The organism is Pseudomonas oryzicola (assembly GCF_014269185.2).
GTDB classification, from domain to species: Bacteria; Pseudomonadota; Gammaproteobacteria; order Pseudomonadales; family Pseudomonadaceae; genus Aquipseudomonas; species Aquipseudomonas oryzicola.
The window spans coordinates 1-18,136 of sequence record NZ_JABWRZ020000005.1 but is presented as its reverse complement, the minus strand read 5'-3'; the positions used below and the strand labels follow the sequence as shown (position 1 = coordinate 18,136).

At 62.9% G+C, this 18,136-nt stretch carries 15 protein-coding genes and 2 pseudogenes; 5 read left to right on the top strand and 12 right to left on the bottom strand.

The features are described 5' to 3' along the window. Nucleotides 1–144: 144 nt before the first annotated feature. Nucleotides 145–888 carry a LytR/AlgR family response regulator transcription factor gene (locus HU760_RS23655; RefSeq protein WP_186674875.1) on the bottom strand — a complete coding sequence of 248 codons (744 nt, stop codon included), beginning with the start codon at nucleotides 886–888 and terminating at the stop codon, nucleotides 145–147. A 297-nt stretch (nucleotides 889–1,185) separates the two neighbouring features. Between HU760_RS23655 and argH the strand changes: the two genes are divergently transcribed. Further along, nucleotides 1,186–2,580: an argininosuccinate lyase gene (argH, locus tag HU760_RS23650; RefSeq protein WP_186674874.1), complete on the top strand. Its 1,395-nt coding sequence runs from the start codon at nucleotides 1,186–1,188 to the stop codon at nucleotides 2,578–2,580. Nucleotides 2,581–2,681: 101 nt separating this feature from the next. Here argH and HU760_RS23645 read toward each other — a convergent pair whose 3' ends face one another. Continuing rightward, the gene (locus HU760_RS23645) at nucleotides 2,682–3,344 is read right to left on the bottom strand and encodes a glutathione S-transferase (protein ID WP_186674873.1); all 663 of its coding nucleotides are present in this window, start codon (nucleotides 3,342–3,344) and stop codon (nucleotides 2,682–2,684) included. 148 nt (nucleotides 3,345–3,492) lie between these two features. Between HU760_RS23645 and HU760_RS23640 the strand changes: the two genes are divergently transcribed. Both HU760_RS23640 and HU760_RS23635 read left to right on the top strand, forming a co-directional pair. Continuing rightward, complete coding sequence (locus HU760_RS23640) at nucleotides 3,493–3,795, top strand: hypothetical protein (protein ID WP_186674872.1); 303 nt, start codon at nucleotides 3,493–3,495, stop codon at nucleotides 3,793–3,795. A 69-nt stretch (nucleotides 3,796–3,864) separates the two neighbouring features. Further along, on the top strand, nucleotides 3,865–4,110 hold the full coding sequence (locus tag HU760_RS23635) for a TIGR02647 family protein (protein WP_186674871.1): 246 nt from the start codon (nucleotides 3,865–3,867) through the stop codon (nucleotides 4,108–4,110). A gap of 133 nt (nucleotides 4,111–4,243) precedes the next feature. Here HU760_RS23635 and HU760_RS23630 read toward each other — a convergent pair whose 3' ends face one another. The 7 genes from HU760_RS23630 to HU760_RS23600 form a co-directional block, all read right to left on the bottom strand. Beyond that, nucleotides 4,244–6,187, bottom strand: coding sequence for an FTR1 family protein (locus HU760_RS23630; RefSeq protein ID WP_186674870.1), 1,944 nt, complete (start codon nucleotides 6,185–6,187; stop codon nucleotides 4,244–4,246). Between the two features lie 494 nt (nucleotides 6,188–6,681). Further along, the gene (locus tag HU760_RS23625; RefSeq protein WP_186674869.1) at nucleotides 6,682–8,100 is read right to left on the bottom strand and encodes an efflux transporter outer membrane subunit; all 1,419 of its coding nucleotides are present in this window, start codon (nucleotides 8,098–8,100) and stop codon (nucleotides 6,682–6,684) included. Then, nucleotides 8,097–8,972: an efflux RND transporter periplasmic adaptor subunit gene (locus HU760_RS23620; RefSeq protein ID WP_186674868.1), complete on the bottom strand. Its 876-nt coding sequence runs from the start codon at nucleotides 8,970–8,972 to the stop codon at nucleotides 8,097–8,099. The genes HU760_RS23625 and HU760_RS23620 overlap by 4 nt, the downstream gene beginning before the upstream one ends. Next, nucleotides 8,969–9,181, bottom strand: coding sequence for a DUF1656 domain-containing protein (locus HU760_RS23615; protein ID WP_114169105.1), 213 nt, complete (start codon nucleotides 9,179–9,181; stop codon nucleotides 8,969–8,971). The genes HU760_RS23620 and HU760_RS23615 overlap by 4 nt, the downstream gene beginning before the upstream one ends. Next, entirely contained in the window at nucleotides 9,178–11,265 is a 2,088-nt protein-coding gene (locus tag HU760_RS23610; RefSeq protein ID WP_186674867.1) for an FUSC family protein, read from the bottom strand. Before HU760_RS23610 ends, HU760_RS23615 begins: the two co-directional genes overlap by 4 nt. After that, nucleotides 11,262–11,714 (bottom strand): MarR family winged helix-turn-helix transcriptional regulator, encoded by a 453-nt coding sequence (locus HU760_RS23605; protein WP_186674866.1) that lies wholly within the window; start codon nucleotides 11,712–11,714, stop codon nucleotides 11,262–11,264. Before HU760_RS23605 ends, HU760_RS23610 begins: the two co-directional genes overlap by 4 nt. A gap of 160 nt (nucleotides 11,715–11,874) precedes the next feature. Next, nucleotides 11,875–12,669, bottom strand: coding sequence for a tetratricopeptide repeat protein (locus HU760_RS23600; RefSeq protein ID WP_186674865.1), 795 nt, complete (start codon nucleotides 12,667–12,669; stop codon nucleotides 11,875–11,877). 207 nt (nucleotides 12,670–12,876) lie between these two features. On the opposite strand from HU760_RS23600, the gene HU760_RS23595 reads away from it, so the two are divergent. Further along, a complete protein-coding gene (locus tag HU760_RS23595; RefSeq protein WP_186674864.1) occupies nucleotides 12,877–13,437 on the top strand; it encodes a WCX domain-containing protein in 561 nt (186 codons plus the stop codon). A 36-nt stretch (nucleotides 13,438–13,473) separates the two neighbouring features. Here HU760_RS23595 and HU760_RS23590 read toward each other — a convergent pair. Beyond that, nucleotides 13,474–13,642: pseudogene (locus HU760_RS23590) on the bottom strand (ABC transporter permease); the annotation flags it as partial. Here HU760_RS23590 and HU760_RS23585 point away from each other — a divergent pair. Beyond that, a pseudogene (locus HU760_RS23585) lies at nucleotides 13,641–13,785 on the top strand (ABC transporter permease subunit); the annotation flags it as partial. The pseudogenes HU760_RS23590 and HU760_RS23585 sit on opposite strands and share 2 nt — an antisense overlap. An 80-nt stretch (nucleotides 13,786–13,865) precedes the next feature. Here HU760_RS23585 and HU760_RS23580 read toward each other — a convergent pair. Beyond that, complete coding sequence (locus tag HU760_RS23580; protein ID WP_170027728.1) at nucleotides 13,866–14,207, bottom strand: tryptophan synthase subunit beta; 342 nt, start codon at nucleotides 14,205–14,207, stop codon at nucleotides 13,866–13,868. Nucleotides 14,208–14,386: 179 nt separating this feature from the next. Beyond that, on the bottom strand, nucleotides 14,387–18,136 hold a 3,750-nt coding region (locus tag HU760_RS23575; protein WP_225932898.1), incomplete at its 5' end, for an immunoglobulin-like domain-containing protein.

The following is an 18,136-nucleotide window of genomic DNA, read 5'->3' as shown; positions in this document are numbered from 1 at the left end:
TAGCAGATGTGGATCAGTTGAGGGCCTCTTCGCGGCTGAAGCCGCTCTCACAAGCTACAGTGCCGCTCGACGGGGCAATGCCGGACCTGTGGGAGCAGCTTCAGCCGCGAACAAGGGCGCAGCCCTTGCCATGCGGGTGCCGTATCAGAGGGTTTGCATCATCTTGCGCACGCCGGCCACATGACGTCGGCTGACGGTAAGGGCATCGCCGTCCAGGCCCTTCAGGTACAGCTGGAAATGCCCCAGCGGAGTGCGCTGCAGGCGTTCGATACGTTCACGGGCGACCAGTGCGTTGCGGTGGATACGCACGAAGCGTTCACCGAACTCGTCTTCCAGGGCCTTTAGCGGCTCGTCGAGCAGCACTTCGCCGGTCTCGTGGCGCAAGGTCACGTATTTGTGGTCGGCAATGAAATAGATCACCTGAGGTAAAGGGATCAGCTCGATGCCTTTGCGGGTGCGAGCACTGATGTGACTGCGCGGGCCGCCACCTTCACTACCCGGCCGGGTGAGCGCGGCCAGTTGCGCGCGATTGGGTCTTTCGGCCTTGCGCAAGGCATCGCGCAAGGCCTGGGCCTGGAAAGGCTTGGTCACATGGCTGAGGGCGCTGTCCTTGAAAGCCTCGGCACCATATTCGTCGTCCCCGGTGCAGAACACCACTGCCGGCGGCGCCTCGCGCTCGCACAGGCGAGCAGCGACCTGCAAGCCGTCCAGGCCTGGCATGCCGATGTCCAGCAGGACCACATCGGGCTTGAGGCTCTCGATCAGCGCCAGGGCCTCCTCGCCGTTGGTGGCGCTAGGCTCCAGCACGGTGTATCCCTCCAGCTCGCCGAGCAGCCGGCTGAGGCGTTCACGGCCTTGGGGTTCGTCATCAACGATCAGGACATTCATAATTGCGCTGGATTCCTGAATGAGTCTCGCACAGGTATAGCGTAGACAGGTGTGGTTCGAGCGACACTGCGGTCAGGCTCTAGACCGGTGCGATGGCCAAAGATTCACTCGGCAGGCAGATTCACTGCCAGTCCTCTGTCCAACTGTAGACGGTCCGTGGAACACTGCCGTTCATTCCATGAAATCGTTGTTCGCCGTTTTCCCGGCATTTCTCTCGACCAGCGCCCTGCGGCGCCCGGCACAACCCTGCTATCATCCGCGCCACTTCTTTCGTTCACGCCTGCAATGAGTGAATCCATGAGCACCGACAAGACCAATCAGTCCTGGGGCGGCCGCTTCAGTGAGCCCGTCGACGCCTTCGTCGCCCGTTTCACCGCCTCGGTCGATTTCGACAAGCGCCTGTACCGCCACGACATCATGGGTTCGATCGCCCACGCCACCATGCTGGCGCAGGTCGGCGTGCTCAGCGATGCCGAGCGCGACACCATCATCGATGGCCTGAAGACCATCCAGGGTGAGATCGAGGCCGGCACCTTCGACTGGCGCGTCGACCTCGAAGACGTGCACATGAACATCGAGGCACGCCTGACCGACCGCATCGGCATTACCGGCAAGAAGCTGCACACTGGTCGGAGCCGCAACGACCAGGTGGCCACCGACATCCGCCTGTGGCTACGTGACGAGATCGACCTGATCCTGGCCGAAATCACCCGCCTGCAGCAGGGCCTGCTGGAGCAGGCCGAGCGTGAAGCCGAAACCGTCATGCCCGGGTTCACTCACCTGCAGACGGCGCAACCGGTCACTTTCGGTCACCACCTGCTGGCCTGGTTCGAAATGCTCAGCCGCGACTACGAGCGCCTGGTCGACTGCCGCAAGCGTGCCAACCGCATGCCTTTGGGCAGCGCCGCCCTGGCCGGTACCACCTACCCGATCGACCGTGAACTGACCTGCAAGCTGCTGGGCTTCGACGCCGTGGCCGGCAACTCGCTGGACGGCGTGTCGGACCGTGACTTCGCCATCGAATTCTGTGCAGCTGCCAGCGTGGCGATGATGCACCTGTCGCGCTTCTCCGAAGAGCTGGTGCTGTGGACCAGTGCGCAGTTCCAGTTCATCGACCTGCCAGACCGCTTCTGCACTGGCAGCTCGATCATGCCGCAGAAAAAGAACCCCGACGTGCCGGAACTGGTACGTGGCAAGAGCGGCCGTGTATTCGGCGCCCTGACCGGCCTGCTGACCCTGATGAAAGGCCAGCCGCTGGCCTACAACAAGGACAACCAGGAAGACAAGGAGCCGCTGTTCGACGCCGCCGATACCCTGCGCGACTCGCTGCGTGCTTTTGCCGACATGATTCCGGCAATCAAGCCCAAGCACGCCATCATGCGTGAGGCGGCCCTGCGCGGCTTCTCCACCGCCACCGACCTGGCCGACTACCTGGTACGCCGTGGCCTGCCGTTCCGTGACTGCCACGAGATCGTTGGCCATGCAGTGAAATATGGCGTAGACACCGGCAAGGACCTGGCCGAAATGAGCCTGGATGAACTGCGCCAGTTCAGCGACCAGATCGAGCAGGACGTGTTTGCCGTGCTGACCCTGGAAGGCTCGGTGAATGCCCGCAACCACATTGGTGGCACCGCACCGGCGCAGGTGCGTGCGGCAGTGGCTCGCGGCAAGGCGCTGCTGGCTTCGCGTTAACCCCAAAGGCGAGGGCTTCGCCCTCGTTCGCCGGCAAGCCAGCTCCCCCAGGTGTGTGAGAGCTGGCTTGCCGGCGATGGGCTGCGAAGCAGGCCCGGATTTTAGCGCTTGCCGCTACGAATCATCTCCATGAAGGCCGGCATCGCCGCCGTCTTGTCCGCCAAGATCCGCGCCATGTGCGGGTTGTCGCCCATCAGCTCGAGCAACGTCTTGGCCTGGGGGAAATCTTCCAGGAAGTCGATGTTCAGCACCTTCTTGCCCACAGCACAGGCCAGGTCGACCGAGAAGCAGAACATCAGGTCTGCCAGCGTCAGTTGCTCACCCGCCACATAGGGTGCGAAGCGGCCGTTGCGCTTGAGCGTGGCAAACCCGGCCAGCAGGTCGGCACGGGCTTTTTCCTTGATCAGCGGCTCCACCGACATGCCAAAGAACGATTCGGCGTAGCAGGTACGCGCCGGCAGCTCGATGTACAGCTCGATTTCCTTGAGCAGCTCACGCACCTTGGCCTGCCCGAACGGGTCGGCCGGCAGCAGCGCCTTGCCGCCCTGGGTTTGCTCGATGTAGTCGAGGATAACGCTGGTTTCGCTGAGGAAGCCATGTTCGGTCTGCAACACCGGCACCTTGCCTCGTGGGCTCACTTCCAGCGCCTGCGGCGCCTGGCCGCCATAGAAGGTGACCTCCTCGAAGGGCAGGCCTTTTTCCAGCAGGGCCAGCTTGACCATGTTGTAGTAGTTGCTGACCGCGAATCCATGAAGCTTGAGCATGAGGTAACAGCCTCCAGGCCGTAAGGGGTTGGCCCGGCTTTTATAGACTGATCGCCAGCCTCTTGACCAGTGTCATGCGCCCCGTCAATGCCCGGGCATTGCCGTCGCAGGCATGGCACACTGTGCATCCCATCACAGGAGTACCGCCATGAGCGAGCCCACCGAAATCGACAATGACGACGACGAAACCTTCGCCGAGGCGACGCTGACCCAGGCCATCGAAAACCAGATTGAAAGCGGCGAGCCGCCTGCGGCCAAGGCTACCTTCAACAAGCTGACCCTGGTTGGTTATGCACGCGAAGACATTCTCAACCTGATGGCCCATGTGCTGGCCTTCGAGATCGACAACATGCTGGTGGAAGACCGCGCGTTCGACAGCGAGTGGTATGAAAGCGCGCTGCGGGCGCTGCCGGAGTTGCCGCCTGAGATGGATCAAGGCGACGACGAATAACCCGTCTACACTCCACGATCAGGCACCGCCAATGGTGCCGCCATCCTTGTCTGGAAGTCAGGAGTCGCCATGTCCTTCACCCCCGATCTGATCGCCGAACTGGAAGTACTCGCGCTGTTCAAACACGACAGCAGCCAGGAAGGCATCAAGATTCACAATAACGCCTCGCCTGCCCTGGTTGCCGCTGCGCAACGCCTGCATGAAAAGGGGCTGACCGATCAACCTGATGGCGGCTACCTGACCAGCCTGGGTCATGACGCCGTTGAAAGTGTGCAACTGCTGCTGAACATCCTCAAGGCGCCACAGCCGGCCTGAACCAGGATTGCAAGGGGCTGCCATGCAGCCCAGCTGCCGACAAACCATCTCCCACAGGGACTGCACACGGCTTGAAGCCAATGCGCTCGGGTGGGAGCTGGCGTGCCGGCGATGGGCTGCGGCGCGGCTCCAATCAGTTAACTGCAGCCCTGCGCCTTTCCGCCAGGCGCGAGCGCCCGTACAGGACCACGATGGCCAGCAAGGCCACAGCTTGCGCCGACAGCGAGTAAGCGTCGGCGTGAATGCCCAGCCAATCGAACTCGAAGAACGCCACTGGCCGGGTACCCAGCACCCCAGCCTCTTGCAGCGCCTTCACGCCATGCCCGGCGAATACCACCGACAAGGCGCACAGCAGCCCGGCGTTGATACTGAAGAACAGCGACAACGGCAGCTTGGCCGAACCCCGCAGGATCACCCAGGCCAACCCCACCAGCAGCACCAGCGCCGTGGCACCACCCGCCAGCACCGCCTGGTGCCCGCCTGGGCCAGCCTGCAGCCACAGGGTCTCGTAGAACAGGATCACTTCGAACAGTTCGCGGTACACCGAGAAGAACGCCAGCACGGCAAAACCGAAGCGCCCACCGCCACTGACCAGGCTGCTCTTGATGTAATCCTGCCAGGCGGCCGCGTGGCGGCGATCGTGCATCCACACACCAAGCCACAGCACCATCACTGCGGCGAACAGCGCCGTACAGCCTTCCAGCAGCTCACGCTGGGCACCACCCACGTCGATCACATAGGCCGCCAAGGCCCAGGTGGCGAAGCCGGCCACCAACGCCAGGCCCCAGCCCATGTTGACACTGCGCACCGCCGACTGCTGGCCGGTGTTGCGCAGGAAGGCCAGGATCGCCGCCAGTACCAGGATCGCCTCGAGGCCTTCGCGCAGCAGGATCAGCAAACCGGAAACGAAGCTCAACGACCAGCTCAAGCCATCGCTGCCCAGCAGCTTGGCCGCCTGCTCGAGCTTGGCCTTGGCTTCGCCCAGGCGTTGCTCGGCCTGGGCGACGGGCAAGCCATCCTGCAGCGCCTGGCGGTAGGCCATCAGGGATTTTTCGGTGTCCTTGCGCGCCAGGGTATCGATGTTGTCCAGTGAACTTTCCACTAGCTCGAAGCCTTCCAGGTAAGCTGCCACCGACAGGTCATAGGCCTGGTCATGGTCGCCTGCGCGGTAGGCAACCAGGCTCTTGTCCAGGGTACTGGCGGTGTACTCGAGCAATTGCGCGGGGCCGCGCTTGACCTGGGGTGGCTGCGCGCGCTGGGCGCGGAACGCCTCGACGACGGCATTGCCTTCTTTGGTGGCGACTTCGGCCGGGGTCTGGCGGGCCAGGTCGGCAATGTTCCAGGTCTTGTCGCCTTTGCCGGCTTCCGCCTTGGCGGTGAAGCTGGCGATATAGGCGGCCACGTCCCAGCGCTGGCGATCATCCAGCTGGTCGGCGAAGGACGGCATCTCGGTGCCGTCGATACCCAGGGCCAGGGTGTTATAGAGGTCGAACAAGCTCAACTGGTCGAGGCGCGCGACATTGCGCAGGTTGGCGGGTGCCGGCTCCAGGCCCACGCCTGCCGGGCCGTCGCCGGCGCCGGTGTCGCCATGGCAGATCGAGCAGTTTTGCGCATACAGCGCCGCGCCACGGGCCGGGTCCGGGGTAATCACCGGGGCCTGGCTGACCTCGTAGGCCACTGCCAGGCGCGCGCCCAGCTGGCGGGCCTGGCGGGCAACGACAGCGCCTTCCTGGCGCTGGTCGATGGCCTCGCGCAACGCCTGGACACCCTGTTCCAGAGCCGCTTGCTCAGCATGCGCAGGCAGGCCTTTGACCAGGTCGGCCAACACCGCGCTGAACTCCTGCTGCTCGCGGTATTCGCCATTGTCGATCACCTTGCCGTCCTGCACGGTCGGTGGGTAGTCGGCGCCAATGTAGTCGAGCAAGTGCAGCGCCTTGGTGGCCTCGGCGGGGGCTTCGGCCAGCGCCAGGGTACTGCACAGCGCCAGCACCGGGCCGAGCAGCAAAGCAGGCAGCCAGGCAAGCAGACGGGAACGGGTATTCATGGCCAGTCTCGAGGAGAATGCGAAAGAGAACATTGTTCACTTCCACTTTGCTTCTCTCAAGGGCGGTGGGCAGATTTCATGAAAAATCTTGCTACAAATCAGACGAAGTGAGGGAAAGGTATGAGGGCTGGGCAATGCCGGTGCCTGGCGGGAGATTGGGTGGGGGCTGACAGGTGCCTGCCTTGGCATATTCAGCGCCTGTGAAACCGAGCGCCGCCCGCGCGGCGCATCGCGGATAAATCCGCTCCTACATCTGTTTCGGGCCAGTTATTCCTGCACCATTGACGCGCGCACCCTTGATGCATGGCAGGAGATAGGTGGAGCGACAGTGGCGATGCCTTCGATTACGAATGGAACAAACAAGGCGGACAGCGGCGACCTCACAGGAGGCACTGGCCCGAAACAAACGTAGGAGCGGATTTATCCGCGATGCGCCGCGCGGGCGGCGCTCGATTTCACAGGCGCTGAATATGCCAAGGCAGGCACCTGTCAGCCCTCCCCGATCTCCCGTCAAACACCCCGCAACTTCACTGCTTCCCAGCCTCATTCCACCCCCCACCCAACGCCAGGAACACACCAATCTGCCCCAACGCCACCTGGCTATTGGCCGCCGCCAACTGCGCGCGCATGTCGGTATAGGTGCGCGTTGCCTGCAAATCCGCCAGGAACGATTCACGCCCCGCCTGGTAATAGCGGTGGGTCTGGTCGGCCGCTTCCTTGGCCGACTTCTCCGCCTCGGCCAGTGCATCGCGCCGGTCCAGCAAGGCACTGTACTGCGCCAGGCGGGTCTGGGTTTCGCGGATGGCGTTCAGCACCACCCCATCGAAATTCGCCAAGGCCGCCTGGGTCGAGGCTTCGGCCATGCGAATGCGGGCGCGGGTGCCATTGGTGGGGATGGTCCAGCTGACCTGCGGGCCAAAACCCCAACGATTGGTCGCCGGCTCGCCGAGATTCTCGAGGATACCGATGGTGCCGACCTGGGCGCCGATACTGATATCCGGGTACAGCGCACCGGTGGCGACACCAATGTTGGCAGTGGCAGCGGCCAGCTGGCGTTCGGCCTGGCGCACGTCGGGGCGGCGCTTGAGCAGGGCAGCGCCATCGCCGACGGGCACCAGCTGGCTCAGGTGCGGCAGTTCGGCACACTCGGCAGTGCCGGCGGGCAGTTGCTCCACCGGCTTGGCCAGCAAGGCCGCCAGGGTGTACATGCCAGCCTCGCGCTCGGCCTTGAAGCGTGGCAGCTCCGCGCGCAAGGACTTGAACTGGGTCTGCGAGCGGGTGACCTGGGTTTCGTCACCACGGCCGGCATCACGCAGGCGCTGGGTGAGCTTTACGCTTTGTTCCTGCAGGTCGAGCGACTCGCGGGCGATATGGTACTCCTCGTTGGCCGAGCATACCTGGGTGTAGGCCTTGACCACATCTGCCACCAAGGTGATGCGGGCAGTGTCGGCAGCGGCCTGCACAGCATCGGCATTGGCCTTGGCGGCCTCGGTACCGCGCTTGAAGGTGCCCCACAGGTCGAACTGATACGAGGCGCTGACAATCGCCTCACCGATATTGGCCACCGGCACTTTCTCGGGCAGCAGGAAGGCTTCGCCAGACTCCTGCAGGCGCTGGGCACCCAGTTTGACGCCACCGTTGAAGCCACCTTCCGACTCGGCCACTTCGACCTGAGCGCGGGCCTTGGCGATGTTGGCAGCGGCCACACGCAGTTCGGTGTTGGCACTCAGGGCCTGACGCACCAGCTCGTTCAGGCGCGGGTCCTGATACAACTGCCACCAGTCCTCAGGCACCGGCGCCGACACCACACTGTCAGCATCCCGGCGCAACGGGCCATTGAGGTCACTGCGCTGCACTGCGGCATCCTTCGGCACTTCATAGTCGGGGCCAACCATCATGCATGCCCCCAGCGACAGGCACAGGCCGGCCAGCATCAGCTGTTTCATGGGTGCTGGCCCTCGATGATCGACACCGTGGCGGTTCGCCCGGCGATCATGCGGAAGTCCTGCGGCACTTCGTCGAAGGCGATGCGTACCGGAATACGCTGGGCCAGACGCACCCAGCTGAACGCTGGGTTGACGTTGGGCAGCAGGTTGGCCCCGCTGCTGCGGTCGCGGTCTTCGATACCGGCAGCGAAGCTCTGCACATGACCGCTCAGGCGGGTGTTGTCGCCCATGACCCGAATATCCACGGCATCGCCAATGTGGATGCCGCCCAGCTTGGTTTCTTCGAAGTAACCATCGACGTGGTACGAGGCGCTGTCGACCACCGACAGCACCGGCCGGCCTGCGGTGACAAATTCATGATTACGCGGCGCACGGTCGTTGAGGTAGCCGTCCACCGGGCTGCGCACCACCGAACGATCGAGGTTGAGCTGGGCGGTATCGACCGCCACTTGCGCCTCGCTGACCGCCGAGCGGGCACGAGCCTCGCGGGACTGGCTTTCTTCCAGTTGCTCGGCGGCCACCAGGTTACCCAGCTTGCGGTTGCGCTGCGCTTCGCGAGTAGCCTGGGCCAGGGTTTCCTGGCGCTCGCCCAGGGTCGCCCTGGCCTGGCGCAGGGCCAGGGTGAAGCGGTCCTGATCGATGGTGAACAGCACATCGCCGCGCTTGACGGTCTGGTTGTCGCGCACCTCGACCTTCTGGATCAGCCCGGAAACATCTGGAGCGATCTGGATCACGTCGGCACGGATATGGCCGTCGCGGGTCCAGGGGGCGAACATGTAGTAGACCACCATCTGCCACACGAGCACGGCGGCGAAGGTCACTACCAGCAAGGTCAGGACCACACGGCCCAAGGTCAGCAAAGGTTTTTTCATGGCAGCATCAGGTTTCGGCAAAAGTGGTCCACCGCACCAAGCAGCACGGCATACAAGGCAACGTTGAACAACGCCCGGTGCCAGACCAGGCGGTAGAAATGCACGCGCACCAGCACCGCGTGCACCCCGAGGAACAGCAGGTAGGTGCCAAACATCATCACCAGCAGCGTGGGCAGGAATACCCCGCTGATATCCAGTTCACCAATCACAGGGGCGCTCCGTCGAGTCCGGGGGGCAATTGCGGCTGTTCGGCGGGTTCGAGCATCACCTCCACACCCGGCAACAGCGCCAGGCGCAAGCCGCTCAGGGCATGCAGCAGGTGGGTGCGGGCATCGCCGCGCTCGTACAGCTCATCGAGGTTCAGCGCCAGGCGCGCGCGCTCCATGTTGCGCAGCAGCGCAGCGGGCGCATGCAGGCGTTCGCCGGTGCGCAGGCAGGCAGCGTAATGCGCGCCGACTTCCTCGATCACGGTGGCCAGTCGCTCACGGGCCAGCTGGCCGGCACGCGGCATATAGGCCAGTAGGTCCAGCAGGTTAAGCCCTACGCGCAGGTCACGCAGCGCCACGCCGCTGTCCTGCCCGGTCTGCGACAGGCGCGGCAGGTGCTGCATCAGGCGGTCGAGCATCTGCACACCCACGTGGCGGTGTTCGGCAAGGGTGGCCGGCTCGGTCATTTCGACGATATCGCGCCAGGCGAAGCGGGTCATGCGCTTGGCCGCCAGCTCCACGCCGAACGGGCGCATCACCAAGGTCCAGATGAAGGCGAACAGCAAGCCGACGGGGCCGGCCAGGTTGGAGTTGAGGAAGGTGAAGAAATCCGCGTCGTAGGCACCCTGGATGCTGATGAAGGTCGAGGTGTTGACGATGGTCAGCAAGGTGCCGAGGTAGAAGCGTGGTTGCACGGTCAGAGTGCCGACGCAGATGAACGGCACGGCAAAGGCCAGCACCAGCATCGGGAAGTCGTGCAGGTTGGGCAGCACCAGGAACAGGTACAGGCTGGAGAAGATCACCGACATCAGCGTCCAGAAGAAGAACCTGTAGATCTGCGGCGCCGGGTCGTCCATGGCAGCGAAGAAGCTGCACGATACGGCAGCGAGGATCACCGCGCTGGCCCCGTCGTTCCAGCCCAGGCCGATCCACAGGCCGCAGGCGACAACGATGGCCAGCACGGTGGAGGCCACCGAATACAGCATCAACCCGCGATCGAAGAACGCTGTCAGGCGGCCCAGCCGCCAGTGGCGGTACACCGCGCGCCAGGGTTTGGCATCGTCGCTGCGCAAGGCGTGTTGCAGGCTGCAGCAGTCCTGCCACAGGTCGGCCCATTCAGTCAGGCGATACAGGGCATTGGACAGCAGCAGTTCAGCGCGTTGGTCGAGGGCTGCGGCGCCGGGCTGCAGGCGCTCGATCTGCTCGTGCAAGGCGGCCCAGCGGGCGGGTGAAGCGCTGTCGGCAGTGCCCTTGAGCCATTCGCGAGCAGCATCCAGCAGCGGGCGCATCTGGGCAAATTTCTCCGGGGCACGCCCTTCGAGGGCGACCAGGGCGTCGTCGAGCGCGTCGATCACCGGTAGCAGGTGGATCATGCGCCCGCGCAATTCGCGGGCATTCTTCAGGGTGTGCGGGCCGGCACCTTCATGGCCGAGCTGGCCGATCATCAGTTCCAGCGAGTTGAAGGTGATGACCATTGTGCCACGCAGGCCACCCACCTGGTCGGCGCTGGCCTGGCGGGCGAGGTAGGTATCGCTGTAACGGATCGCCTCGCTGAACCAGGTATTGGTGGCACCGACCACCACCGGCGCCAGCCGACGCGGCCAGAAGATGGCCCCGACCACTGCCGCGCAAACGATACCCAGGCAGATTTCCTGAGCACGGGAAGACGCCACGTCGAACACGGCCAACGGATTGTCCACCACCGCCAGGGCGATCATCGGCAAGGTGTAGCCCGCCAGCATCAGCACGTAGTTGTTGGCGGTGCGCAGATTCAGTGAAAGGAACAACAAGGTGCCGGTCCACAGGGCGATCGCGATACTCAGCAGCAACGGCGACTGTACCAAAGGCGGCACCAGGAAGATCGCGCCACCGGCACCCAGCAGCGTGCCGAGGGCACGGTACAGGGCCTTGGAGCTGGTCGGGCCAAGGAAGGGGCTGGAGACGATGTACACCGTGGCCATGGCCCAATAGGGGCGTGGCAGTTGCATGAGCAAGGCGATATACAAGGCAATCATGGAGGCGGCGAAAGTACGCACGCCATAGAACCAGTCGCGGGCCGGTGGCACCGAGCTGAAGAAACCGTTCATGCGGCCTCGCCTGTGCTGCCCAGGCCGGCAGCTTCGAAGGCGCGCAACACGCGCAAGGCGGCTGCCAGGTCGGCCTGGTCGATATGCTGCAGCACCTCACGGCGCAGGCGCACCAGTTCGGCTTCGATGGCCTCGGCCAGTGCGCGGCCTTCAGCGGTCAGGCTCAGGCCCTTTGCGCGACGGTCCAGCGGGTCTTCGCTACGGCATACCAGGCCAGCCTTGCACAGCTGGTCGAGCAGGCGCACCAACGACGGGCTTTCCAGGCCCGCCGCCTGGGCCACGGCGACCTGGTGCACGCCGTCGCCCAGGCGCACGATCATCAACAGGGGCGTGGCGCAGGCCTCGGAGATGCCATAACCGGTCAGGGCGGTGTGGCAGATGCGCCGCCAATGCCGGGCGGCAACCACCATGCCGCTGCTGACTTGCAGGCGCAGGAGATCAAGGGACATTGAAGAAACCAAGGATATTCATAGTTTGCTAACTATCAATATACGCTTGGCCCTCCCCCTGTCGTCAACATGGGATGACGGAGGGCGTTGATGAATTTGTTGTTCATGCTGTTTTTTACCTGCCTGCCAGGCCCTGGCGCCGGTCTGGCCAGCAAACAACTCAGGGTTGAATCTGGTCTTCCAGCTTCATGGTCAAGGCCAAAGTACTCCCCATCTGCACCGCCCGGTCGCGCCACTCCTGGTACCGCAGCTCGTCACGGCTACTGAAGTGCACTGCCAGCTCCTCGGCAGCCTGCACCACGCCCGCCGCTGCCGCCAGCTCCAGCCAGTACAGTGCAGCCTTGATATCGGCTTCCACGTACAGCCCGTGCATCAACCGGTATCCCACCTCGAAACGACAACGTGCCTCGCCCCGCTCGGCACCACGCAGGAACCACTGGTAGGCCTGCACCAGGTCGACCTGCCACTGCAGGTCGCCATCGCATACCTCTTCCTCGTACAGGTCGCCCAACGCGGCAGCGGCGTGTAGCAGGCCGCGCTCGAAGGCCTGCCGGTAGCACTCCGCCGCCTGCACATAGGAGGGTTCGATGCCTTTGCCGAAATAATGCTGCTGCCCGAGGTTGAACCAGGCAGCAGCACTGCCCTGCAGGGCAGCCATGCGCAACAGGTGACCGGCCAGCACGGTATCGGCACGCCAGTACTTGCCGTTGAGCCAGATCCAGCCGAGGTCATTGAGCGCGGCCACGCTGCCTTGCAACGCCTGGCGGCGCAGGTCGGCATATACCGCCTGCAAGTCGCTGGCTTCGTCCAGGCGGCTGATCAATAGCGAGCGCTGGCTGGGCAGCCCTACCCCGGCAAACAACCGCTGTCGCCTCCCGACAGCAATCGGTGGGGCGATGACCCGCTCGGGCAGGAGACGGGCAAGCAGCGAATGGATATTGCTGGCAGCAGACATGTTCATCCTCATTGAACGACGCACAACCCCAACCTTCGGCTGTGATGAGGCGTGATTCTGCGTGACGACACGTCAAAACCTGTCGCGAACGAATCGGCACCTGGCAACCAAATGCGACTTCCTTGATCTGAGCAGGCTGTGGCCAATTGCCATGCCCCACGCCTGCCGCCATCCTATTGCGGCAAGCCTAGACAAGGACGTTACCTTTTGCCGTTCGCCACTACCCGCGCCACCCTTAGCCGTCAGTGGGCGCTGCTGCGCCAGCTGCCCAGCCGCTCTCCAGGCATTACCAGCGCCGAGCTGGTCTGGCGCCTGCGTGACGTGGGCTTCACTGTCAGCAAACGTACCGTCGAACGCGACCTCAATGAGCTGTCGCTGATATTCCCGCTGGAGCGCAATGACAAGAGCATCCCGTTTGGCTGGCATTGGTCGGCGAGCGCCGTGGGCGAATTGCGCGGCAATTTCGATCTGCTGACGCATTTGCGCGGCGACGCGTTGCAGCCAGCACGGGGGGAGGGGGTCGAGTTGGTGGCACGGATCAGCGATGCACTGGCGCGGCAGTTGCGGGATGCGCCGCTGAGTAGCGACATGCAACTGACGGCGCTGGAACACGGGCATCGGATGCGGGCCACGGTGAGCGATGGCTGGCCGCTGCGCTGGTGGCTGTTGAGCCATGGCGATGGGGTGGTGGTCGAGCAGCCTACCGGCTTGCGGGAGGAGATTGGCAGGATTCTCAGCAATGCGGCTGCGCAGTACCAGAATTCCTGACCTGTACCCGCGAAGAGGCCGGCACAGGGTTACCCCCTAGCGCTGCATCCCCCACCGTCGCACGGTCAGCCGCTCCAGGGTATTGAACACCAGCCCCTCCACCAACAGGCCAATCAGGATCACCACCGCCAACCCGGCGAATACCGGTGTAGAGCTCGTTACGGTTCTGGAAGATGTACCAGCCCAACCCGCCTTTGCCGCTGCTGAAAGGGCTGCGGCTGGTGCTGCACATTTTGGTGCCCGCGGCGCTGCCGTCGATCCTGTCGGGGTTGAAGATCGGCTGGGCGTTTGCCTGGCGCCCTGGTCGCTGCCGAGCTGGTGTTCGGTGATCGACGGGTACGCAGTGGAAGTGCCTATAGAGGCATAAGACCTATTATTCAAACATCTTTAACGAATAAATATAGCACTGGCGTTTGCCTATTCCCTGATCAGATCAGGCCGCCCTGCTCTTCTTCTTCGATAAGGTTGTTCAGGCTGCTGAGCGCCTTGCGCGCCGTAGAGCGGTTCAACAGCTTGGCCTGCGCCCCGGGGGGCAGGTCGGTGATCTTGAAGACACCCTTGGCGGTCAGCACGTCGATCAGGTCCTCGAGCACACGGATCATGTCGAGGTCGCTTTGCTTGAGCTGGTTGAGGCTGTTTTCCACAATGTCGTCGGCGAACCAGGCCTGGATATCGGCATGGTCGGCAGGGAGCATTTCTGTGAACTCGTCGAAAGCGGCTGCCTCTACCCGCCGCAACTGGCCGGCAGCATCGCGTTGCACATAGAACATGGCGTCCCTCGTCACATTGGTTCCTTGTTGGTAGACAGCAGCATAGGCAAAGATTGCCGGGCACGCAGGCACGGCGCCAGAGTATGCGCTGTCGCAGGGCTGCGGGAAAGATCCGAGGGAGCGCGCCAGCCGGCTCGCTGGCTATTGGGCTGCAGGGCAGCCCAATAGCGCACCAGCAATCAGCTGTCCTTGTTGTGGATGATGATGGTCGGGTCAGCACCGCTGATCAACGAATTGATCGTGGTGTTGGACCAGTTCACCCCTTCCAGCTTGATGGTCACGTCGGCATTGGCGATACCACCTTCAGTGTTCAGCTTGCCTTCGCTGCTGACCTGCAACGTCGTCGTGCCTTCCACCGTGGTGAGTTTCAGGTAGTTGTCGATGGTGCTGCCCTTCTCGCCCTGCAGCAGGTCCTTCAGGTCGATCCGGTCGCCCTCGGCCACCTTGAAGTCCTTGATCACATCGTTGCCGAGGTCACCAGCCTTCCACACGAAGGTGTCGGCACCGCTTCCGCCGATCAGGATATCGTTGCCCTGGCCACCGATGAGGGTGTCATTGCCTGTACCGCCCAGCAGGATGTCGTTGCCTTTGCCACCATCCAGCGTGTCGTTCCCCCCCTGGCCGAAGAGGATGTCGTTGCCATTGCCGCCCGACAGGAGGTCGTGACCGTCGTTGGGACCGGAAATATCGAACTCGTTGTAGTGCTCGGTAATGTACTGGTGGACATTGCTGGTGGTAATGGCACTGGCTTCGACTCCACTCTTCTGTGCCACATACGTCTGCAGCGCTTGGTAGCCTTCGCTGACGACACCGTCGAGAGTGATCAGGTCGCCGAAGATGATGTCGTTGCCGTTGCCGCCATCAATGCTGTCAGCGCCCGGCAAGGTCGCCTCGGAATGGCCGAGAATCGCCTTGGCCAGATCGGACGGGTCAATGCCTGCCTGCGGTTTGCCAGCAGAATCGTACGGTTTCAGGTCGTTCAGCGTGACATCGCTGTTCAAGCCGATGGCCTGCACTTTACTCACGCCATTGGTGCCACCGAGCAGGTTGAAGCTCGCGGTAGTGCCCGCTGCCGACTCCTGGTAGTTCCAGTACTCACCGTAGCCCGAACCGTCCAGGCTGGAGAACTCGTAGGTGCCGTCGCCCTGGGCATGCAGGGTTCCGACGGTGTTGGTGGACTGCAGCACCAACTCACCCTTCTTGTTCTCGCCGTAGGTCAGAACCTTGACCGAGCCACTACTGCTGATCTCGACTTTGTGAGTGGCGTCAGCCCACACGCTGAAGGTGTCGCCAAGTTTGTAGTTGTTGACATTGACCACGTCATCCAGGGACTTGCCGTTGGTCCACAGCCGCGGGTTGGTACTCTCCCCACTCTGGTAGTAAGTCGGCTTGCCGTCGGTGATGAAGTAGGTCAGGTTCTCGGCATTGGTGTTACTGCTGGCCATGGTGCTCTTGAAGAAGTTGGCCGTGGCCTTGAACACGTCTTCGTAGTTGGTACCGCCACCGCTCGCCATGGAGTTCAATACGGATTGCAGCTTGCTCAAGGCATTCGGGTCGGCAAGGTTCACCGCCACGTTCTGCTTGACCTGGGTATCGAAGTCGACCAGGAAGATGTTGACCGTGCCCGATGTGTCCGAACCCAGGCTGGCCTTGAGCGTATTGAACACCGAGGCGAGCTGGGTCTTCGCGTCCGAAATCGACTTGTCGCTCATGCTGCCCGAGCTGTCGACGATAAAGGCAATGTTGTAGTTCTTGCCTTGAACCACGTTCAGGCCGGATACGTCAGCAACCATGATGTCGTTGCCTTCGCCGCCGGTCATCGCATCGTTGCCCGAAGTACCAACGTTGGCTTTGTAAGTTGCAGCGTACACGGTCACCGGAATATTGCCGGTGGTGACCGCCGAACCGCCGAGGCTTTCGGTTGCGACCGAAGTGACCGTGATGTCGAACGAACCTTTGAAGTAAGCTGGCGGAGTCAGCGTCAGACTGCTGAGTTTCCAGCCGGTCACATCTACAGGGCCGGTGCCGACCGTGACAGTGTGCCCTGCGCCATCGCTCAGCACGGTGCCTTTCGGAATACCGCTAAGGGACACATTCAGGCTCTCGGAACCGTCGGTATCGGTCAACGCAGTCGAGATCCCGACCAGTTTCACCGAACCACCTTCCGGCCCTTCATTGAGCTTGTAGCCGTCGTAGTAGCTCTGGCCATTGACGGTGTGCAGGTCGGACACGCCCAGGCCGGCGTTGGCCATCTCGGTCACGTTCTGGTACATCTTGATGTTCGAGCTGCTCAGGTCGGTGACAGCACCCGAGCCGACCTGGATGTTCAGGTCATAGCTGCCTGGCCCGCTCTGGTTGGCATGATAGACCTCGATCGGGTAGTAGCCACTGGTGTTCGGGGTGAAGCTGCCCGAAACCTGTCCACCCGCGCCCCAGGTGGCCGTGACCACCGTCTTGCCACCGATGGTGACCACGAAGCTGTCGTCGGCAGTGCCGCTGAAGTTGTAGGTCTTGCCGGCTTCCAGATAGATCAGGCCGGAGGTTTTCGAGCCGGTACCGGCACTGACGCTGCCGTCGGACTGCACATTGGTGGTGGTGCTGCTGCCGTTGGCATTGCCGGAGTTGGCAAAGACCGTCTTCAGGGCGTCGCCGGTAATGCCACTACCGTCGGTACCCAGGCCTTTGAGGCTGGTCCACACTTCCTTGGTCAGGCCTTTGGACTCGACCTCGGCGCTGCCGAAGCTCAGGGTCGGCTTGTCGGCAACCGGGCTGATGTCGACCTTCATGGTCACTTCACTGCCCAGGTTGCTGCCATCGTTCGGCTTGAACTTGAACTGCGCGTAGTCGGCCTGCTGGTTACCTACGCCATTCCCACCGTAGTTGTCCGCGCCCGACTGGTTGGGAGCCGGAACGAACTTGAGGTTGTTGGCAGTAATGTCAGCCTGGCTGACCACCTGGCCGACGGTCACGTTCACCCAGGTGGTACCGTTGAAGAACTGCAGACTACCAGCGGCCGGGAGCGAGGTAATGGTCACGGACAAGCCGGTGTTGGCATCGGCATCGGTGACTTTGAAATCACCCCAGGCAAACACGTAGGCGGTGTCTTCCACGCCAAACACTGCACCGCCAGGCGAAACCGGCAGGTGGTCATTGTCGAGGATGGACGTGGTCACGCTGGCATTGCTGCTGTCGACCTTCAGGTTTTCGAAGCCGCCACCGGTGGCGCTTTCGATCTTCACGGTGAAGTTCTCGGTACCCTCGACAAGCTTGTCGTCGATGGTCGCGATGTCGAACGTGATGCCGGTGCTGTTGGCCGGGATCTTCACGATGGCGACACCGGTGAAGTCCTCGCCATTATTGGCAGTACCGCTGTAGCTGAGGGTAATGGTGACCTCAGACTTCGACGGGTTGCTCAGGGCCAGCGTGTAGTGGCCGGTTTCGCCTTCGGTCACCGACGTGCTACCGCTGATGCCGACCGTGGTGACATCGCCCTGGCCGCTGCCTGGTTCATCGGTCACGGTGGTGCTTACAGGGGTCTTGTCCAAGGTTAGCTGTTCGAACTTGCCGACGTCGGTGCCGCTGACCGAAGCGATCGACTTGATCACAGGGTCATTCGCACCGGTGTACACGTTGTCCGGCGCGGTGACGGTGACCGAACCGGTCGTGCCATTGGCCGGCACGGTGATGGTGGTGCCATCGTTCAGGGTGAAGGTCAGTGCACCGTGCTTGTCGATCGGCAGGCCATCTTTGTTGGTCAGGGTCACGGTGTAGGTGATTACGCCGCCTTCAGTCACCGAAGGGGTCGCAGTCAGCTTGGCCACCACTTCATCAGTGGTGTCAGTGACCTGAACCTTGGCCGCATCGCCCAGTTGCAGGTTCTCGAAGGTACGGCCATCGACGTCCACAGCCGACTTGATGCCCAGGCTGAG